The sequence below is a fragment of the Pedobacter roseus genome (assembly GCF_014395225.1).
GTDB classification, from domain to species: Bacteria; Bacteroidota; Bacteroidia; order Sphingobacteriales; family Sphingobacteriaceae; genus Pedobacter; species Pedobacter roseus.
The window spans coordinates 1608128-1626419 of sequence record NZ_CP060723.1 but is presented as its reverse complement, the minus strand read 5'-3'; the positions used below and the strand labels follow the sequence as shown (position 1 = coordinate 1626419).

The following is an 18292-nucleotide window of genomic DNA, read 5'->3' as shown; positions in this document are numbered from 1 at the left end:
AAGTATAACGATAGGCTTTTAAGGAGATGATTTGTCACGATAAATCGTCTTTGCGAATCCAATTTCTCATTGGATGAAGCAATCTCTGTTGTATTATTAAAAGCATGAAAGATTGCTTCGTCGTTCCTCCTAGCAATGACGACTTTTCTATTTAAATCTGTCGATGGTAAAAGTAAAAATTTCAAATTCAACACACCGTTGATTATAAATGTATGTATGTTTCTAATTAATAAAGGTAAAAAGGATGTCCAGCTCAAACGATGAAGCATAAAAAACCGAACACCTTACCTTTTACCTTATCAGTTTAATATTGTTTTAGATTCGCTTAACCTGTCCTGGTTAATTTTCTTTATAATTTCTTCAAATTCAGGCTCTTTTGCAATATATTTATTCAATAAATCGATCTGATTTAAGCCCCTCACCAGGTTATGATCAGCATAATTGGTTTTATAGTAAGTATCACCATTTAAGAAATCGGCTATAAATCTTACCGCCTGCATGTAAATCATAAACTTACCGGCATAAATGAAGAACTGTTTTTCGGTAAAATTTAAAACCGGGTCCATTTCTTCCATATATCCTTTATGTATCGCTGCAAATACATCTTCCCTGATGGCTATTTTACTAAAATCCTTCTCCTCTTCGTTTGCTTCTGATAAATAAGTACGCATCATATCGCCCACGTCGCTTATAAAATAGCCTGGCATCACCGTATCAAGGTCGATAACACATAAGCCAACACCGGTATCTACCTGCAACAGCACATTACTGATTTTAGTATCGTGGTGAACCACACGCAGGTTAAGTGCACCGCTATCTACCATGTGACCGTACTGTTCTTCAATATCGTAATGCCTGATGATTTCATCGATGGCAAATTTCGCTTCTTTTATGCGCTGCTGAGAGGCCTGTTCCAGTGCCGTTTTAAACTGCTCTACACGTAAGGGCAGGTTATGAAAATCTTCGATGGTGGGCTTTAACTTTTTCACATTGAAAGCGCATAACATCCTTGTAAATTTACCAAACTGCTTTGCAGCGTGATAAGCCTGCTCCGGACGGTGCACAAAATCAATTGAACAAGAGTTCTCAACAAAAGGGAAAACGCGGTAAAAATGATCATCAATTACCACAAAATCATTCCCGTCTGAAGTTGATATAGGCGCAACAAACAAATACTTGGGAGCAGTTTGATCCAGGTATTTTTTTATCGTCTCGATATTTTGGGCAATATTTTGAGGCTGACGAAAAACCTCGGTATTTACTTCTTGTAAAATATAGGCTAATTCTTCACTATAAACTTTCCAGGTATGGTTGATTAAACCCGAGCCGAAAGGTTCAATTTTAAATTTTTCTACGTTAAGTCCATAAGCACCTAAGACTTCTTGAAACATAAGATGTTAATATATTTGAATGAAAATTGTTCCAGGCTAATCTAAATTGATATACCCGGATAAAGTTGCGTGTTAAATATGCGGGCAGGCTATAAGGCACTACCCGCAACCGAGACTAAAAGCCGCTATCGTCTAAAGCGAAAGTATTTTTACGGTCTTTCCATTTTCCTTTGGTAAAATCAGGGAATTTTTGTGGCATATTTCCTTCTTTTAACGATTTGGTAGAAAGTGGTGTAATTACGCTCATGGTAACTGAATCATATACATCAATTGGCGTTTGTTTTTTCTGTTTTACCGCCTGGATAAATCCATTAAATACAAACCAATCCATACCGCCGTGACCAGCTCCTACAGCTTCTGCTTCATATTTTTTCCAAAGCGGGTGATCATATTTGGCAAACCACTCCTGAGCCGGATCCCATACATCATCTTTTTTCGATTTATGGTCGATATAAACCGATTTGTTTACATCCATCCAAAGTCCTTTTGTGCCCTGCACCCTAAAACCGATCGAGTATGGGCGGGGCAAGTGGGTATCATGACTTAATAAAACGGTTTCGCCGTTTGCACAGTTAATCATGGTAGTGGTTACATCGCCATTTTTATAATTGATTTTGGCATTTGGGTGGCCTGGCGACATTTCTTCTACGTAAGCCGCCAATCCTTTAGCTTTAGAGCTAAAGGATACCAAACTGGTAAAGCTATTACCCCTGTTGATGTTGGCATACTGCATTAGCGGGCCTACACCATGGGTTGGATATAAATCGCCATCCTGATCGATGTTGAATTGTGTACGCCATTGTGCTTCGCTTAAAGCTTTTGGTCCGTACTCTACCCCACCGCCATAATAATCTTTGCCGTTGTTAAACAGTACGTTTCTTAAATTATGCTGATAACCACCTTCCAAGTGTACCAATTCGCCAAAAAGCCCTTGTCTAACCATGTTTAAAGCAGCCATAACATCTCTGCGGTAGCAAACGTTCTCCAGGGTCATGTAAGGCATGCCTGTTTTTTCTGAAGTATTTACAATATCCCAGTGATCCTGAACGGTTAAACCAGCAATAACCTCACAGCCTACATATTTACCGGCTCTCATGGCATCAACTGCCTGATCGCGGTGAAACTGCCATGGGGTTGCAATAATTACCGCATCGATATCTTTACGTTCTATCAGTTTTTTATAGGCATCTACCCCGCCCGTATATTCGGTTGCAGCTGGTCTGCCTTTCTTAGCAATAAAAGCACGGCAAACTTTAAGCGAGCTTTCCTGGGTATCGCAAATTGCTACAATTTCCACGTCATCCCTTAAAGCACCTTCAGAGATATGGCTCATGCCACGTGCACCTACACCGATATAGCCTAATCTTACTTTTCCACTGTCTGATGATGCAAATAAACTTCCGGTTGGCAGGATGGTTAAACCAGCAGCCGTAAATGCACCATTTTTGATAAAATCTCTACGTTCCATTTGTGTTGTTTAATATTTATTGTTTAGTTTTTTAATTGATCCGGTTATTTCTGAACAAACGTTTTACTAGCTATTATTTCGCCCTTTTTCTTTACAAAACCACTTCATCTACAGTATATTAATCGGCATTTCTATGCTAAAGGTTTTTAAATGGTGCCTGATTAAAATATAATCTGTAATCTTTAATCCTTCCATTTGCATTATCCTGCCTTGGCAGCAATTTTAATCCTTTAATGTTATAACTTTTACCCAGGTCGATTACGATCTGGTGCGGTGGTTTTGGCGATTTATTTTCCCACTGGGTATGCCATATACTGGTAAACTGTAGGTCGAACACATTGGCTGCGTTTCCGTCGTCGCTACCAAGCTCTTCACTATCGGCAAAAATAATTTTCCAATCACTGCGCGGAATTTCATTGCCTTTATCATCAAGCAGTACAATTTCGGCCACAGTAGTATATGGTTGTCCTTTTTGCTCTGATAATGCCTCTAGGCAGAAATACCTGGCCGTAACCGGTTTAAAACTCACCGTTTGCCATTTTTTATCGTTGGCGAAGGCTCCTTCTGCATAAGGTTGCTGCGCTTCGGCTACCCATTTCTGATTGGGCTTGCGGTGCAGTTCGGGCTGTTTCTCATTCACCACATCTAAAATCGGCTGATCTAAAAAGTTGAGCACTGGTTTTTCGTTTCCAAATAGATCGAAAACCACCACTTCATTTTTGCCTTTTTTGAGCCAGCTACCCGGCACCAGCATGGTTTGTGTAGGGCCGATATTCCAGTACCTGCCCAAACACATTCCATTTAACCAAACTAATCCTTTGTTCCATTTCCCATATCGAGGTAAGTATCTTCCAGTTTACCGGCATTAAAACTTCCTTTATAAAAAGCTGCCGCTGCAGGCTGGTTGCTAAGTTTTTCGTAACGCAGAGGAATGTTCACGTCGCCCATCCTGATTGGATAATTTTTCCAGCCTTTTAATGCGGTCTGTTTACCGTTTTCGGCTAAATAAACCTCCCCGTGTATGCCTTTTCTATCGTGCATCTGGTAACCATAGTTTACCCTTCCGGTAGCCTCTACCAAAATCCTCAAGGTACTTTTGGCGGTTCTGGCTGGAATTTCGATGCTGAATTTATTTTTTCTCCGATCCAGCTCACCTATCTTTTTACCATTGAGGTATACCAGTGCATAATCATGAATATCTTTAAAAACCAGTGTAGCTTTTTTGCCCGCAGCCAAAGCCGTTTCGTATAATACTGCGCCAAAATCCTGGTTTAAATCTTCCATTAGCATTGCTGTATCTGCTAATACCGGCTTAGGCAGGTTTTTATCAAGCACAGCAATTGAGGAGAAAATAACCGGCTGTAGTTTTTGTATCTTGTTTGCGGCAGGTACCTCAGGCAGTACCTCCCCTGCTTGCAGGTAACTGGCAAAAAGTTTACGGATGGCATAAAATTTTTCAGTCGCGTTACCGGCCTCATCAATAGGCGCATCATAATCGTAACTACTGGTTTGCGGCAGGTAAGGTGGTGCATTGGCGCCGCTATAAGTACCAAAACTGGTACCACCATGTGCCATATAAATGCTGAAGGATGCTTTCTGATCGAGCATGTATTTCAGTTCATCCACAATGCGCTGGGTATTGCCTTTGTGGTGTGGCCTGCCCCAGCTATCAAACCAGCCCGGGTAATATTCTCCACACATCAGCGGGCCGGTGGGTTGTATAGCCCTTAGTGCTTTAAAATTGGCTTCAGGGTCGCTGCCAAAGTTTACCACCGCAAATAAACCTTCAGGATGATCGTTTTTTAACTGCGAAGGTCCATCGCAATGAAATAAGGGAACAGTAAAGCCGGCTTCTTTTAAATCGGCTTTAATGATGTTCATATAATCTTTATCGTTGCCATAACTTCCGTATTCATTTTCTACCTGCACCATAATGATGTTACCGCCGTTACTGATCTGTAAGGGTGCCAGCTGTTTACCAACGGCTAAAAGGTATTTTTTCGATCTTTCTAAAAAGTATGGATATTGTGTGCGCAAACGGATGTTTTTATCTTTAAGCAGCCACCAGGGGAAACCGCCAAACTCCCACTCGGCACAAGAATAGGGCCCTGGCCTTAATATTACATATAAACCTACCTCTTTTGCCAGTTTACAAAACTCGGCAGCATCGCTCTGCCCTGTCCACGTAAACTGATCGGGCTGTTTTTCGTGCATGTTCCAAAATAAATAGGCACATACGGTATTTAAACCCATGGCTTTGGCCATTTGTAAACGCTGTTTCCACTCGGCCTTGGGTATACGTGCAAAATGCATTTCGCCACAACGTATTACATAAGGCTTGCCGTTAAGCTCAAAAGCATCGGCACCAATGGCAAAGGTAGTTTGCTTTTGGGCCCAGCCATTTACAGTCAGGCTGATTAAAAATGCTATAACAAGTATATTTTTAAGCAAAAAGGCACGCATTTGTTTAGGTTATATTGGAGTTTGTTGATTTGTATTTTTTAAAAGTAGAACAAGCAAATGAGCAAAACAACATAAATATCAGCGCAAACGATTGACTAATTTTTAATCCCACACATTTTAATTAAACCTAAACGGTATGCTGATTTTGCAATTGGGTTTAAACCATTTTTAAAGGAATAAAATCATTTTTAAAAGGCTGGCTTGTTAACGGGGAAATAAAACCAGGATGAAATATCATGGATATTGAGGTTTTTGATATAATCTAATTTAAAAAGATGTAGAAGTATTTCCACTTCGCAACCATAACGGGGAAAATACACCCCTTACCCCAAATTTAATCTATCTAGCCAACCTAAAATCAGATAGTTATTTTATAAAAATTGATCGTCAAAAATGGCTATACAGCGATGAGAAGCAACTATAATAACTTAACGCACTAAAAATAAATCATTTACAACTTAACACCAACAACATCGGCTTCAGTTTTGCCTAGGTATAACAAAACTAACCAAACAATGAAAAAATTAACTCTCTTTAAAAGCAAAGCCATAGCTTGCTTAATTCTAATGTGCCTGGCCCTGGCGCAAGGCTGTAAAAAAGATCTGCTACAGCCAAATTCAAAAGACTTTCAAAATGGGCTTTCTATTGTCGAGGCTAAACAGTATTTCGATGCCAATCTAAAACAGCTGGCAAAATCGAAAAAACTCATGGGTACTGGTTCGGGAGTTCAAGATACTAAAATACTTACACTTGATGATGTAAGGAACAGCAAACAGCCTATCTGGGAAAAAGCCCATCAGATGATGATATCAAACGGGACATCTGTAAAAATCCCCATCGACTTCAACCAGGCTCTTGCAGTGGTTGGAACAAAAAAAGATGTGCTACCAATGAGTTCACTGAACTATCTATTGATGTACAGAGACAGCCTGAAAGAGATACATGCGGAATGGGTATTTCTGCAGCCAGATTCTTTATGGCTTTATGGATCGAGGGATACTTACCACGGTGATGTCTACGTGAGCGAGTGGAACGGAAAGCCTATTAAAAAACTATCCTTTCCACGACATACTTCAGCGAACAAATCTTCGAAGGCACCTGGCGGATCACATGGAAAACTAATGTCGGTTGCAGAGGAGCCTATCCTGGTCCCAGGTGGGAACATATCTATATGCATTAGGTATAGGACTGGCGTATGTACTTGCACCTCCGGCCCATGCGACTGGATGACCTGCAATGTCTGTGGTGTAACATCCTGCGGCAAAAACCTGACGGTATGGATAATAGACGATAAATTCCCTGATGGGCCGGACAAACCGCCTACCACGGGCAGCGGCGGCGAAAGCCCTAGCCCGGGCAATGGGATCGGTGGCGGAGGCTCTCCAAATCCAAACGATTATGTTCCTTTGAACTGTAATCCCGATCCAAACTACGTCGACCCACATATCATAAACGCTGATGGATCAATGAGTGTTCCAGCATGTAGTGATATTCCTATACCTCAATGTGAGAATTGTCCCACTTCAGGACCAGCACAACTAACAACTTTAACCAAATCAGAGTTTTTAACACTTGCCTTGGCTATACAGCCATTTGAAACCGATTTAAGGAATTTTGTTGATAACCCAGCTAACGAATTCGTTGTTGAAAATATGATTTCTTACCTTGATAACAACGGAGGTAATACACAAGAAAATATTGGTTTTCTAAGGTGGTCGATTGAGTATTTAATTGGAAATCCCAATAGTTATAATCAAGCATTTAAAGATGTACTAAACGGTAGATACAACGAAAATTCACCAATCTATATACCCAATAATTTTGATGTTATCTACGATCAACAGTGGTATGATGATGAAGATGAACTGGGTATCATTGATTTAGAACTACTTCAACAAGGGCTCCCCAATACTGATCCCATTCCTGAAGCCTACTATATAAAAAACATGGGTATTGACATGACGCCAGCATCACCTAGAAATGGCCATACCGTTTATGGTAATCCAAGAAATGCAAAATATTTTTGGGACCAACTGATTAAAAAAAGACCCGAAATGTTTAGTAAAGAAAATAGAACCTTTATTCGCAATAATCAATTTAACAAAGTTAATGCCGATGATCAGTGGATCAAGTATAATCCTACACATAAGTCTTACAGGTTTAACCAACTTGTCCACCATCATCACAAACAACGTAACATGGCATTCGCTATTCCAGCCAAGGTGCATCAAAAGTGGACAAGCAGATTACATCTAACAAGAATAAACAACCTATCAAAAGTAAAAAATAGGTTAAATTCACTAGGGCCATTCACAGAATTGTTTTCCATCTTTACTGATATTAGGACCGGCAACCCTGATGCATGGGTAAATGGTTTTGGCGCTACCGATGAAATTGGCAAGTTGTACAAAGAACAGTTACAAAATTTTTATTTTGAAATTATCGATCAACGTGTATTTAAAAATTCAAGCGGTACAGTAATTAGAGCAATTGTTACTTATGATGCTTTTGAAGACTATATTTGGGATGAAGATGAAAAGCGCTACATGGGAGTTTTTAAAATAGCAACTTATGAAGAAGATATTGATGTAACTAATCATCGTACAAATAGCTTAAAAAAATTAAATTAAATTGCCAAACATGAATGAGACAATCGACCGCTTTTTTAAGGCTTATTTCAATTATTCCGATTTTCTGATAGGATATGATCATGAGAAAACTCCCAAACCTATGGTTAATTCGACCGTTAATCAGAACGGGTATTATGAATGGAAACCAATTAATGGAACGCTAACAGTTGCAGATTATTCTAAAATAGAACAAAAATTCCATGTAAAATTCCCTGAAAGTTTTATAGAATGGCATAAGCAATACTTTTTTCTCGATTGTTCTTGCCAACTTATGGGCCTGCCTATTTCATCCCCAACCGAACCTCTTCAGCACATTATTGATAATCTTGATTATGACCTTGCAAAAGAACTTATTGATGCAAAACTGTATCCATTTGGTGACGAGGGTAATGATGCAGGTCCCCTAGTTTTTGATGGCAGGTATGAAGTTGAGGACAATGAATACCCGATTAGGATATACGATCATGAATATGGAGGAGATATGGAAGGATTAAGTGAAATTATCTTTTCATCATTCCCTAAACTTTTAGAATGCTTTATACATTACATACAAGAGTTAAAAACTAGGAAGAATTTTGAGATCATCCCTGATTTTTTTCAGATTGACCCTACTGGTGCAGGTAAAACGGGGGTTGATTATTGGTTAGAGTGGGTAGCAATGGAAAAGGAAAATGATGAAATGTTTGGCGATTGATTAAAACATTCAAGAGGTAACCAATAAACTTTAAATTTTTTTCTGCTGAATGTATACTTTAATTATCTTGATGTGAAAGGTTTAAAAATTATCTATCTCGTAGCATTATCAATCTGCGCAATTCAATTAATTCATTTTCTATTTGGCTCACATAGCATCTTTTATTCAAGTAAAGATGCCATGTTTACACCAGTAAAAGATGGCCGGATAATTTCGATAAGTGCACATTATACTGCCGACAGTAATTATGTCAGACTCCTCAAATTATTGAATAAGCTTAATACGATAGGCTATTTTCTATCTTTGATAGGAGCATGTGTATCCCCTTTATTTTATAAACTAGATAGAAAAACCAAATATATCATTGGAATTGCATCTTTCGTCGCATCACTAACATTCTATTTTATTGGTGGGCACATCTGGAGGCATCTTATTCAAATAAATCATTTTTAATGATATAGATAATGTAGCAAATGAAAATAATTACCTCAATCATATCTTTATTTTTCTTAAATTATTATACCGTAATGAGCCAATCGATAGATAAAAACCTGATGGTGACAGTAACAGATTTTGATCCCAATATTTCTGATTATCTAAAAAAACATCCACAATTAGAAAGTTTAATATTACTTAATCCTGGGCAGACCATTTTTCCACCAGGTAATGTTATGCCAATTAATCCATATTATTATAAACTGACAGAGAAGATTAATGATTTCAAAAATTTAAAGCACCTCAGATTACAGAGTCTGTATGTATTAGATCTTCCAAGTGGCATTACAAAGTGCAAACTGGAAACATTAGCCATTCCATTCTGCCCTGATTCTGATATGGAATCAATTGTAGCTAAATTAAAAAAATGCAAATTTTTAAAAGAAATTGATTTGGTTAGCGTGGTTCTTCCTGATGATAAAATTGCTTTATTGAAAAAAAGCCTACCTCATGTAAAGTTCATTAGTTTGATGGATGATCTTTCTTTCGATGAAATGGAGAATTGAAAGACTGTATAATTGGTTATTTTTTCGTCAAACGTATATTGTCATGTAAACAGGTTGCCTCAATTCAGGCAACCTGTTTTGTTTTAATCCTTTTAGATTTCTGTAAACGCAGATAGGTTACAAGTTGCGGATTAATATCCTATGATTTCAATTCAAATACTTGCATTTTTTATTAATCAGGATTTTATCTTCGATAAGTTTTTCTTCGCAATAGCCATTTTTCATTCAAAATTACACCCAAATTATAGGCTACCTAATTTTAGAGTATGTAGAAGTATTTCCACAACTACAAAACAGAGTGTAGAAATTAGTAAATCACCCAATACATTTTCCAAATAAAAACCAAAGTATTTTGTTTTTATTTATTGCACGGAGATTAAATCAAAACTGGCCAAATAAGCTAAAAAACCAATATTTCGCATAATAAAACTCATTACCTACAAATCCAAATTGCTAAAATTAGATGTCACCAACAAAAATTGGTCAATGTTTTGCCTTAATAACATAAATAATTGCACTTGCATTTTTATTGGTTTTCTAAAATACGCGCCTCATGGAAGACAAACTCATTACCGAAATTAACATCGAAGGCAAAGCCATCGAGCATTTTGACTCGTTCGACCTGCAACAACATTTTAACGGACATCATTATTTCGAACTTCGGTTTAAACACCAGCAATTGGATTTGCCAGGATTAATTACGCTTGATAATAGCCGTGATTTTGTTGGTAAAACACTTACTGCTTCTTTTGGTTATGAAACCGATAAATTGCAGGAATTTACAGGCATCATTACCAAAATATCCCTCGATCAAAGTCATGGCTACCATGGTGTATACATTTTGAGTGGTTACAGCCCTAGCATTTTAATTGACCGTGGAGCTGATCTGGGATCTTACCTTGCTAAAAATTTTGAAGAAATAGTAACACTGCTTACAAAAGATACACCTGAAAATGATCTTAAAATTACAACCAATACCAACCGAAAAGCACCCATTGATTATCTTATTCAATATAAGGAGAGTGACTTTCAGTTTTTAAACCGTTTATCTGCCGAATACCAGGAATGGTTTTTTTATGATGGAAAACAACTCAATTTTGGCAAACCTGATGAACAAAAAGAAATAGAGTTATTTTATGGTCGTGATGTGCAGGATCTGCAGTATGCCATGGAGATTTCACCGATCAAAAATAAAAATTTCGCATACATTGCTGAGGAAGACGAGATTTTGCAAAGTGAAAGCACAGGCAAAACAGATGGTTTGCCTGATTTAGCGCATGCTGTTCAGATAGCCAACCGAACTTTTAGCAAAGCTTTCCATCAACCCGCGATGATCGCTATTCGTACCAATAAAGAAATTAAAACCTATACAGAAAATAACGAGAAAGCCAATGCATCCGAGCTTTTAAAAATCAGTGCCAAAGGTGATAATCCCGCACTAAGCATAGGTTGTATTGCCGAAATCACCATGAGTATTAAACAGGAACTTGCTTTTGCAACCGAAAGTCTGGGTAAATTCCTCATCACAAGCATTAATCACCATATTGATGTGGCTGGTAAGTATCACCATACTTTTGAAGGTTTATTAGCCTCAACAGAATGTATTTTGGTTAAAAATTATAAAAGGCCTAACCCGCTTATGCAGCTGGCTGATGTTGTTGATAATAATGATCCCCAGGGTCACGGCCGGGTTAAAGTAAAATTTAAATGGGAATGCCTTAATAATGATGTAACAGATTGGTTAAGGGTAATTACGCCAGATGCGGGCAGCAGTGCGCAGGTCAATACAAACAGGGGTTTTGTATTTATTCCCGAAATTGGCGATCAGGTGGCTGTAACTTTTGAAGAAGGAAATATTGCCAGGCCTATTGTAATGGGTAGTATTTTCCACGGTTTGAATGGAGCAGGAGGTTATGACAACAATCATCTAAAATCAATTGCAACAAGAAGCGGGCATATAATAGAATTTAATGATACTTCTGGCGCTGAAACCATTACCATTACCGATAAAAGCAATAATATTATACGATTTGATACCAGCTCATCGAGTATAGAAATCAGCGCACCAGAAAACATCAACATTACGGCTAAGAACATCTCTATCAGTGCTGAACAAAACGTTTCAATAGCTGCAGGTGAACACATTTACAGTAATGCAGGAGGAAATATTGCAAGCAATGCTGGCGAAAATCATTCGGTAATGGCCGAAAACATCAGCATGGTTGCCAACGACAACATCAATAAAACGGCTTCTAATATCGAAAAAACTGCAGAACAGATAAATTTAAATAGTACTAAAGATAATATTGAACTGCATAGCAGCAAAGAGATTGTAAACAAAAGCGGCAGCAAAGTTAAATTGTTTTGAGATGGGTACGATCAAATACATCAGCAAAAAAATAACCGAAACTGCAGCAAGCACTAAATGGTCTGCAATCAACGGTGACATTAATTTTAATGCAACAAAAGAGGTGATGCTACAGAGCGGAGATAAGGTTAAATATGATCGGTATGAGCCTGATGAAAATGGCCTGAAAATAGAATATGTGATAAAATCTCACGTAGAATAGGAGATTTTCTAACTAAATGAAAAAATGAGTAAAATTCTCTATAAACCTTTAGAAAAACCCTTAAGCATGCTTTGCAAGGTTGAGATAACCGAGAAAACGGGTAATAAGGAAGATTATTTTTTTAAAACTTTTAGTGTAGAAATTTTTCCACACAAAACTTCTTTTTGGTCTGGAAATCAAAATATAGATATTGTCCGTAAACCAATTTCACCCAACAATTTACCAGATAATAATGCTGATGCATTTGCACAACAGATTTCGGCAGTCCTGTATCAGTTAACCATAAAGCTCGGATTAAACGGGGTACCAAGCGCAGTTGAGAAACAACACGAACTGTGGCAAAAGTGGTTGAATATTAGAGAAAATTTAGCCGATACTTTTACAGGAGATTGGGTTGAACCGGCCCTAACAAAATTGGATGTAAAAATGTTGCCTGGCGAGACCCTCACTCCATACATCATGCAAGACATATTTCTGAATGAATATTTTAGAAATATCTACGATGCTGCTTTTATCGGAAATAATTTCTATTGCAAAAGAACTGTATATGGCTTATGCCCCTCGCCTATCCAGTTTAACGAAAAATGGTTACTTCAGGATTCAGCAACCGGACAATCAATTAAATTTTCAGGCAAATGGGATAAAATCCCTGATCAAGCTGGCTTTGACGATTGGCTTAAAACCAAAACGGATGATCATCTCAGCGAGATCCGCATTGAGGGACTTTATCAGCTGGATCATATAACGGGTTGGTGTAATGCGATCGAAAGCTTTTATACCTTAACAACAAACAGATACAGAAAAACGCTAACCATTACTTTAACAACCAATTAAATATAACCAAAATGAATTGGAGCACAGATCCTGAACCAATTAATGATAAAGATCATATCATTGATATTGAAGTTTCCGATATCCCAAAGGTATCAGGGCAGCCTGCCACACAAGACTCGGCCAGCTCCATACCAAACACAGAAATTACCGAGATTTTGGCATGCCATGGTGCAAAATATACTTGCGATAAAGCGGTCGATTCTTCGCCCAAGCCATTGAAAGTACTTAGCCATAATAAATACGTGATCAACGATAACGGTGAAACCAAACTGATTGCAACCACTTTAGAAAATAAATTGCTCAACCTGAACTTTGGCCAATGCAAAGTACCAGATCCAAGCAAACCCGTACCATGCACGGCCAAACTACAATGGAAAGATTATTATGAAAAAGTAGAACTTCCAAATGGCGCTTATGTGTTAACCGACAAAAGTACGGCAATATGCACGGCCAAAGGCGGAAATATAAAAATTGTACAGCATGGTCAACAGGTTAATATTACTTCGCCTGAACTCGAAAATGCCAATGCAGGCAACTGGGCAGCTGATGGTCCTTTGATTACAGAGGAGTTAATTTATACCACTGCTGTGGCAAAAAATGAGGACGAAGACGGTGCAACCGTAAAATCAATTGCCCCACTAAGCTATGGTAAACTGCAACCGCTCAATAGCCCTGTTACCTTCAAGGCAGCGTTTAACGGACAGCCCAGCGATGCAGAAAAACAGGGTGTAAACTGGGTTATTTACGACGTAAATGGCGAGCCCATGCAATTGCGGAGCGATGCCGGCGAAACCATCACTATCACTTTCAAAAAAGCCGGAACATACCTCATCGAGGCTTATGGCAAAACCAATAGCGATAAAAAAGTAACTAAAACTTATACGGTTAAAGAAAACGGGATCGAAACGGTTAGCACAGTTGATGGAAAAACTAAAGTGAGGATACAGGTACCTATAGAATTCAGGCTTAAGAGCCTTTTTCCAGCCCTGCCTGTACCTGGCGATATCAGCACCATTACCTGGGAAGTAACCAAAACAGGTGGTCCGGGCTTACCTACCCTGTTAACCCCTACCGGGAACATTACACAGGTAATCTGTAATGATGAATGTTCATACATAGTATCAGCCTGTTTTAACGGTGTTCCAAAACAATCAGAGCAAATTCAGGCCATCAAGAACGGGCTTACATCGGTCATCGCTTCTGTTGAAAGCACAAGGATAAAAGAATCGGTCACATTTAGCGTAAAAGACCGCTTTAAGATTTTGCCTGCCCTTCCCGAAGAAGGTGCTGCTGTAAAGTGGATTTGTAAAGACAATGAAGGCAAGCCTGTTGAAGCATTTAAAACCAAAACAGGTGAAACAGTAAGCCATCAATTCGAAGAACCCGGCGAATACACGGTACAGGCCTATCTGGTACAGCCAAGTGCAAAGGTGGTGGTTAAAATAACCGTGGCCCAGCCCGAGCTTATACTTGCACAATGGGAATACCCCGAAGGATGCAAAAAGACAAAAACAGGCTGGGGAGAAAAAAACCACGCTTACCTCAAATTTAAAGCGGCAGAGGGCATTAGCGTTAACCTGGAATACGGCTATATCGATCGTGATGGCAATGCCAGAGCCATACATATCATTAATGGTTTCAAGGTGCCCCAAAACCAGATACTGGATACCGGAAAATATGCTTTTGTACCACATGCCGCCCAATATTCAAAACTGTTAAAAGAAGGAACAGAGTTTTATTTCAAGGTTCATTCTGCCGATAAAAAATATGAAATTTTAAACGGGAATATCCCCCAGCCCCTTCAAAAACTAAAACTGGTTACGGATGAAGAAATTGTAAGCATTGAATTTTTAACCGAAGGTAAAGCAGTTATACAGGCCTTGTACGGCAGTAAGATGAAATGCCGTATCCGCACCCGGAACCTCAGTGCAAAGAACATCTCCGTAAAAATATACCGTAAAGAAAGTCGCTTAGGCATGGATAACCTGAGAAAAGACACGTTGGTACATCATAAAGAATATCCTTTAAACCCTGACGGCATAGTTGAATTTGATTTTACCCTGGCCAAAAGCTGGGAAAAAAGTTATAGCGAAAAACTGCACCGTTTTTATGCCGTGATCGAAGAAATGGAGTTTTTTGGCATCAGCAACACCTTGGTGGCTTTTAAAAATGACGTACCCGCAAATGGTGGTAAGGTGCTGGTGGGGATTGGGAGACAGGAAGGACACAATAGCGGCAGCTGCCCAAGGTGCAATAAAGATATTACCCCTGCAGAATTGAAACAGATATTTGGAGATGCAGATAATGAAATACTCACAACAGTTGCCAATACCTACAATAAATATATGGCAGAACTTGGCATGAATACTTGCTGGGTAAAAGCACATTTCTTTGCCCAGATCAGGGTCGAATCAAGCACTAAATTACATTTAAAAAGTGGTGAAAGCATGAATTATAGTGCTGATACACTCATCAATGGCAACCTGAATAAAAAAACAGGCGAGCGCGACAGTCCCCCGTTTTCTTATTTCACCAAACATCATGAAGATGCTTATAAATACGGGCGGACCAAAGACCATGCGGCGGATCAAAAGGCGATAGCCAATTTAGCCTATGCCGATAAAAACCGAAGTGTAAATAATAGGGTCGGAAATACCCAGGAAGGCGATGGCTGGAATTTCAGGGGCAAAGGTTTGATCCAGCTTACCGGAAGGGAAAATTATACCAAAGCAAATGCCTATACTTTAAAATATGAAAAAACTGATATTCTTAAAAATTCTGACATCGTTTCGAAGGATATTAAAATCGCTGTATTAACCTCAATGGCCTTTTTTAAATGGAAGGGGTTGATAGGGATGAGTAATGGTAAAACTAAGAACATTAAGATATCTATGGGGGTAGGTCACGAGGTTGGGACTAGTCACACTCTAAAACAAAATGCATTTGATGATTTTACTTCAAAGACATTTAAGACTAATCTTTGTACATGGGGCAAGGTAACAAATATGAAACCCAATAAAAATAGAGCCCCTTGGATGGTGTATGCGATAAATGAAATTGGTCAGAAAGCACTTAAAGGGAGCATTAATAATAAAAGAATAACAGAATACTTTAACGCATCAACTAATGGAAAGGGATCAAATGAAGAAACAAATTGGTGTGGGGCATTTGCAAGTTGGTGTTTTTATAAAGCTTCTTACACACCTCCTCCTTTATCTTGTAGGGCTGCGATGTGGCAATTTTGGAAAAAATCTAAACCTATTTATGGATCAGCGGCAGTTATCGATTGGGGTGCTAATGGTTTGGCAAAGCCAAATGGTCTTAATCTTGCTATTGGAGGTGATGGCCACATAACTTTTGTCATTGGGATTAGTGAAGATGAAAAATATTATTACTGTGTAGGTGGAAATCAGGGAGGAACCAAGGGGGCTAGAGAAGTTAGTATTTCGAAATATCCAAAAGCAGTTATTGATTGGTTTGTTATTCCACCAGATTACATACCCGAAAAAAATGAATATAATTTAAAAATTATGCATAATACAACTGATATAGGAACAGAATTCACAACCCGAACTGAAAAATGAAAAGTAACACAAAAAAAACAGCGATATATTTATTAATAATTATAATCTTCTCTTGTAAAAGCGGAAATAAATCTACCCTTAATAAAGATACCAGTAAATTAACAATGGAAATTTTGAAAAAACAAATTGAAGCTGGAGCTTCCGCTGAAAAATTTGAAACTGACTATCCTAATTATAAATACTCAGAACAGGATCTCTTGGCTACCCTACCAATTTTGAAAGAACGATTGAAAGCCAGTGGTTTTAAATTTTTAAATCAAAAAGAATTCATTGACAAAGTGAACTACGTTTTTGGAAGAAATATCGATACAACTTCAAAATATCCTTTTCTCATTTTAAATGCTGAAGATAGATGCAATAAAAAAAAACAGTTTAGCAGAAATGATTTTTCGATCGAATTAAATCCATTTTTATTTTATATCGCAAAAAAAGAAAAACTACTGACAGAACTATATGCATTACCTGAAATTTTTAGTTACAAAGAGGAATCACCAGAGATTTCAGCTTTTGAGAGTACTATGGTATTAGTAAAAACTGATACTGATGGTGAAAAAATCAAAATATATCCTTGGAAGGATATAGAATCAATTAAAGAAAAAGGAGAAAAAAATCTTCAAACCTTTATTCATCGCAACAAATATATCTTTAACAATGATAAAGCTAGCCTTGCCTGGTTATTAAATAATGATAAAATATTTTTGAAGATACTCGCTCTAAATTTTGGTTACGATAAGGATCCGAAAATAAACAAGATGGTATTATCTTCTATCATTAAAGAACACATTAACTCTACAGAATTTGTTGGACAATTCTTTTTTACTAAAGATTGCAACAATATTTTACGTATAAAAAAGAATTTATTAAAGTACGTAGAAGAAAACACCAGCGCTACGGACAATCGATTTATTTATGCACTAGGTTATTATATGTTATCTATTTACTCTGAAGATCTCGATAAAATTTTCGATGAAGACCCCTCCAAAAAATTCACTGCTATAGAAAAAGCAGAAATTGTAGCTAATATTGCCAATATCGAAAACCCTGCTATAGAAAAATATAAATCTCCGGCATCATCTGATGTTTGGAATATACCTGGCTCATCCTTATATAATCTTTCGGTTTCGCATCCCGAGGTAATTAAAATAATTGAGCAGCACAACTATTTCGGCCTGCCTAAAATGAAAGAGATTATAGCAAAATTGCATGAAGAGGCACCACCGATAGGTGCAGATCCTGAATAATGAAAACTTGAAATACATTAAGACAAAAGATATAATTGTCTAGAAAATATCATCATACATTAGACCATTTAATTTAGGAGCCACAAAGAAAAATGTCATTATGTTAGGGTGAAAAAAAAATAATCATTCGGTAGACTCAGGATAGCTTTTTTTTCATTTGACAATCAAAGGTCTTCGCCTACCCGTATTAATTTATCGGGAGGGGCTTTTTGCATTTGCCAAATGCAAAAAGCCCCATCTGCCCTAAACCCGGTAGCAACGGAAATCCTTTTTATTGCCAATAGTATTTTATTACTATACCTGTGGCCTGTTGCGTAAAATTTGCAATAAAAAGATTGCAGTGTATAACGGGGCTACAGTACCCACAGTGGCAGTAATGTTCATTTTCAAATTAAACTGCTCACTAAAATTGAAGC

12 protein-coding genes are annotated in these 18292 nt (G+C 37.9%); 8 read left to right on the top strand and 4 right to left on the bottom strand.

Features of this window, described 5'->3' with window-relative positions; translation table 11 throughout:
• Positions 1–299 precede the first annotated feature (299 nt).
• The 4 genes from H9L23_RS07075 to H9L23_RS07060 all read right to left on the bottom strand — a co-directional run bounded on the left by H9L23_RS07075 (position 300) and on the right by H9L23_RS07060 (position 5322).
• Entirely contained in the window at positions 300–1391 is a 1092-nt protein-coding gene (locus H9L23_RS07075; RefSeq protein ID WP_187594302.1) for a phosphotransferase enzyme family protein, read from the bottom strand.
• 115 nt (positions 1392–1506) lie between these two features.
• Complete coding sequence (locus H9L23_RS07070; protein WP_187594301.1) at positions 1507–2859, bottom strand: Gfo/Idh/MocA family protein; 1353 nt, start codon at positions 2857–2859, stop codon at positions 1507–1509.
• 136 nt (positions 2860–2995) lie between these two features.
• Complete coding sequence (locus H9L23_RS07065) at positions 2996–3655, bottom strand: discoidin domain-containing protein (RefSeq protein WP_187594300.1); 660 nt, start codon at positions 3653–3655, stop codon at positions 2996–2998.
• A 14-nt stretch (positions 3656–3669) separates the two neighbouring features.
• Complete coding sequence (locus H9L23_RS07060) at positions 3670–5322, bottom strand: glycoside hydrolase family 35 protein (RefSeq protein WP_187594299.1); 1653 nt, start codon at positions 5320–5322, stop codon at positions 3670–3672.
• A 515-nt stretch (positions 5323–5837) separates the two neighbouring features.
• Here H9L23_RS07060 and H9L23_RS07055 point away from each other — a divergent pair.
• From H9L23_RS07055 to H9L23_RS07020, 8 genes are all read left to right on the top strand, one after another.
• Positions 5838–7952, top strand: a complete 2115-nt coding sequence (locus H9L23_RS07055) for a hypothetical protein (protein ID WP_187594298.1) — start codon at positions 5838–5840, stop codon at positions 7950–7952.
• A gap of 10 nt (positions 7953–7962) precedes the next feature.
• On the top strand, positions 7963–8646 hold the full coding sequence (locus H9L23_RS07050) for an SMI1/KNR4 family protein (RefSeq protein ID WP_187594297.1): 684 nt from the start codon (positions 7963–7965) through the stop codon (positions 8644–8646).
• Between the two features lie 473 nt (positions 8647–9119).
• Entirely contained in the window at positions 9120–9647 is a 528-nt protein-coding gene (locus H9L23_RS07045; protein ID WP_187594296.1) for a hypothetical protein, read from the top strand.
• 553 nt (positions 9648–10200) lie between these two features.
• A complete protein-coding gene (locus tag H9L23_RS07040) occupies positions 10201–12015 on the top strand; it encodes a type VI secretion system Vgr family protein (RefSeq protein ID WP_187594295.1) in 1815 nt (604 codons plus the stop codon).
• A gap of 1 nt (position 12016) precedes the next feature.
• The gene (locus tag H9L23_RS07035; protein ID WP_187594294.1) at positions 12017–12217 is read left to right on the top strand and encodes a hypothetical protein; all 201 of its coding nucleotides are present in this window, start codon (positions 12017–12019) and stop codon (positions 12215–12217) included.
• 24 nt (positions 12218–12241) lie between these two features.
• Positions 12242–13051, top strand: coding sequence for a hypothetical protein (locus H9L23_RS07030; RefSeq protein ID WP_187594293.1), 810 nt, complete (start codon positions 12242–12244; stop codon positions 13049–13051).
• Positions 13052–13062: 11 nt separating this feature from the next.
• A complete protein-coding gene (locus H9L23_RS07025; protein ID WP_187594292.1) occupies positions 13063–16635 on the top strand; it encodes a PAAR-like protein in 3573 nt (1190 codons plus the stop codon).
• Positions 16632–17876, top strand: a complete 1245-nt coding sequence (locus tag H9L23_RS07020; protein ID WP_187594291.1) for a hypothetical protein — start codon at positions 16632–16634, stop codon at positions 17874–17876. The genes H9L23_RS07025 and H9L23_RS07020 overlap by 4 nt, the downstream gene beginning before the upstream one ends.
• The last annotated feature ends 416 nt before the right edge of the window (positions 17877–18292 follow it).